General features: G+C 63.5%; 2 protein-coding genes. One reads left to right on the plus strand and one right to left on the minus strand.

The genetic code is table 11. The features are described from left to right. Window positions 1-268 precede the first annotated feature (268 nt). Window positions 269-2,980 (plus strand): phosphoenolpyruvate carboxylase, encoded by a 2,712-nt coding sequence (ppc, locus tag ACVOLR_RS19920; RefSeq protein WP_481537968.1) that lies wholly within the window; start codon window positions 269-271, stop codon window positions 2,978-2,980. Between the two features lie 160 nt (window positions 2,981-3,140). On the opposite strand, the gene ACVOLR_RS19925 is transcribed toward ppc, so the two are convergent. Beyond that, window positions 3,141-3,662: an acyl-CoA thioesterase gene (locus ACVOLR_RS19925; RefSeq protein WP_481537969.1), complete on the minus strand. Its 522-nt coding sequence runs from the start codon at window positions 3,660-3,662 to the stop codon at window positions 3,141-3,143. Between the last annotated feature and the right edge of the window lie 206 nt (window positions 3,663-3,868).

Here is a 3,868-nt window from a genome sequence, read left to right on the forward strand (position 1 = left end):
TTACTAAATCATTAGTTTTTTGTCGCCCTAGCTTGGGGGGGGGGGGGGGCTGCGGCCCTCCCTCCTGGGCTTCCGGGCCGCCCCACTACAGGTGAAGCGCTGTTTCGTCATGTCCTCGAACTGACTGATTTGCCATGCATTCCTGTCCAAAAGGACAGCCGCCAGACAACATTCAAATGCAACTGTTTCAGGTTTGGTGCACTGCAAAACTGTGCTGATTTTTGCGGTAGGCTTGACGGGTTTCCGCTCTCCAGGCTCTACGTCTTAGATGAACGAGTACCGCAGCAGCGTTGTCTTCGCCACCCCCGATCTGCCCTTGCGCGACGATGTGCGTCGCCTCGGCACGTTGGTTGGTGATCTGATTTCCGAACAGGTATCGCCCGGCTTCCTCGACGAGGTGGAAGACGTGCGCACGGCAGCAATTGCCCGTCGCGAAAGCCAGGCGCCGTTGGCTCCGCTCAGCGCGCAACTGGCCGGGCGTTCGCCGCGCGATGCTGAAGCGCTGGTGCGTGCTTTCAGCACCTATTTCCAGGTGGTCAACATCGCTGAGCGCGTGCATCGCATCCGCCGTCGCCGTGACTACCAACGCGCAGGTACCAAGCGCCCGCAGCCCGAAGGCCTGCATGACGCGCTGCTCGCGCTGAAGGCGCAGGGCGTTACGCCGGAAGAGCTCGCGCAGTGGCTGCCGCAGATCGATATCGAGCCGGTGTTCACCGCGCATCCCACCGAAGCTGTGCGCCGTGCCCTGCTGGAAAAAGAACAGTTGATGGTTGCCGCCTTGGTCGACAACCTCGACGGCCAACGCACGCCCGGCGAGCAGGCCGCCGATGCCGCGCGTTTCCGCATGGCCTTGACCGCATCGTGGCAGACCGCCGATTCCTCGCCGGTGCGCCCGACCGTTGATGATGAGCGCGAGCACGTTGGCTTCTATCTGACCCGCGTGCTGTACCGGGTGATCCCGGTGTTCTACGAATCGCTGGAACAGGCGTTGCGCGACACCTGGGGCCGAACCTTGCCGCTGCCGCGCCTGCTGCGCTTCGGCACTTGGGTTGGTGGCGACATGGACGGCAATCCGAACGTGGATGCCGGCACCATCACCAATACCTTGAACGCGCAGCGCAGCGCGGTGCTGAGCTTGTATCTGAAAGACATGGTGGCGCTGGCCAGCCTGCTCAGCCAATCGACCGAACTGGTCGGTGTCAGTGCGGAAGTGCAGGCGCGTGTGCAGGAGTACCAACAACTGCTGCCGCAGGTGAAGTCGCGTCCACGTCACGCCGACATGCCGTATCGCTTGCTCAACGATCGCATGCGTGCGCGTCTGCAGGCCACGCAGGAAGACGCGCCGGGCGCGTATGCGTCGCCGGAAGAATTCATTCACGATATCCAGCTGATTCTCGACAGCCTGGAGGCCAACAAAGGAAAGCACGCTGGTTGGTTCTCGGTGCGCCGTTTGCTGTGGCGCGTGCGCACGTTCGGTTTCCATCTGGCGCGCTTGGATGTGCGTCAGGAATCCAGTGTGCATTCGCGTGCGCTGGCCGAAGTGTTGGGCGGGCAGGATGCGTTCGATGCCTTGGATGACGTCGCGCGGGCGCAGCTGCTGGCACCGTATGCCGCCGGCACTGAAGTGCTGGCGCGCGGCGAGGATGAAGTCGGGCAGCGTCTGGACAAGGTATTCGCTGCACTGGCTGATGCGCGCCGACGTCACGGAGCTGATGCACTGGGCAGCTACATCATCTCGATGGCACATGATCGCGGCGACGTACTCGCAGTGTTGGCGCTGGCGCGGCGTGGTGGTCTGCTCGATGCCGATGGTGCAGTGCCTCTGGATATCGCACCGCTATTTGAAACCGTGGACGACCTGCAGCGTGGTACTGCAACGCTGCGGGATCTGCTTGCCGATCCGGTCTACCGCGCCCATCTGGCCGCGCGCGATGACGTGCAGATGGTGATGCTGGGTTACTCGGACAGTGGCAAGGACGGCGGCATCGCTGCCTCGCGCTGGGGCTTGCAGCACGCGCAGGTGGAGTTGCTGGAAACGGCGGCCGAATTCGGCGTCAAGCTGACCTTCTTCCACGGCCGCGGTGGTTCGATCAGCCGCGGTGGTACCAAGACCACCCATGCGGTCAACGCCTCGCCACGTGGCAGCATCGGTGGGCGTCTGCGCGTAACCGAGCAGGGCGAAGTAATCCATCGCAAGTACGGCATCCGTGCGTTGGCGTTGCGCTCGCTGGAGCAGTCTGCCGGCGCTGTATTGCGCGCCAGCCTGCGCCCGCGTGCCAGTGAACCGCGCGAGGAGCAGTGGAAGCCGGTGATGGCATTGGTGGCCGAGCAGAGTTCTGTGGCGTATCGCGCCTTTGTTGGCGATGCGCAGTTCATGAACTACTTCCGCCAGGCGACCCCGATTGATGTGATCGAGCGGATGACGCTTGGTTCACGGCCATCGCGGCGCTTGGGTCAGGATGCGGCGCTGACCAATCTGCGTGCTATCCCGTGGGTGTTCGCGTGGAGCCAGGCACGGGCGGTGATTCCTGGTTGGTTCGGCGTCGGCAGTGGTCTGCAGGCTGCTGCAGACGCAGGTCATGAACAGACCCTGCGTGAGATGGCGCACGACTGGCCGTTCTTCGAAACCTTCCTCGACGATATGTCGATGGTGTTGAGCAAGGGCGACATCCATATTGCCGAACAGTTCTCCAAGCTGGCCGGGCCGCTGCACGAGCAGTTCTTCCCGCTGATCCGCGAGGAACTGGCGCTGACCGCACATTGGGTGAAGCGCTTGAGTGGCCAGCAGGAGTTGCTGGAGCAGGACCCGCGGCTGGCCCTGTCGATCCGCCTGCGCAATCCCTACATCGACCCGATCAGCATCCTGCAGGTGGACCTGCTGCAGCGCTGGCGTGCAAGTGACCGCCAGGACGAAGGCCTGCTGCGTGCCCTGGTAGCCTGCGTAAACGGCGTATCGCAAGGCGTGCAGAACACCGGCTGACGCCGTTCCTGTAGTGCCGAGCCATGCTCGGCAGGGGCCTTCCCGGCAGTGCCGAAATGTAGTGCCGAGCCATGCTCGGCAAGGGGTTCTACTAGCAATACCCCTGCCGAGCATGGCACGGCACTACAGATATCGGCCAGCTTCGCGGCTTACGCCGCTCCTACAATCTGGGCACCGACAAATCCGCCTCACCCGACGGATTGCTCTGTAGCAACTCCAGATGCCGCTGCTCCATCTCCTGCCGCAGCTGGCGGCGAATCTGCGCGGCAGCGAAGCGACGTTTCTCATCGCTGGTTTCCGGCTGCAGCGACGGCACCGGCGTTGGTCGGCCGTCATCGTCCACCGCCACCATGGTGAAGAAGCAGCTGTTGGCGTGGCGCACCGCGCCCTTGCGGATGTCTTCGGCAACGACCTTGATGCCGACTTCCATCGATGAGTTGCCGGTGTAGTTGACCGAGGCGAGGAAGGTCACCAGTTCGCCGACGGCAATCGGTTGGCGGAAGGTCACCTGATCCACTGACAGCGTCACCACGTAGTTGCCGGCATAGCGGCTGGCACAGGCATAGGCGACCTGATCGAGCAGGCGCAGGATCGCACCGCCGTGGACCTTGCCGGAGAAGTTGGCCATCTCCGGCGACATCAAGACGGTCATCGACAGCTGGTGGGCTTTGTGTTCGCTCATGGCGGTTACTGCGATTGCGGGAAGAGCAGGCTACACCGTAGCGCCAAGCCATGCTCAGCAGGAGCCTCACGTGTAGTGCCGAGCCATGCTCGGCAGAAGCTTCACCTGTAGTGGGGGGGGCGGGTGGCGGGCGGGGGCCGGCACGCAGCCCACCACGGCCGCGCAGGAAGACGCAGCAGGGGGGGCTGGTGCAGGGGTGGGAAGAC

The sequence above is a fragment of the Stenotrophomonas sp. STEN030 genome, from assembly GCF_056759995.1.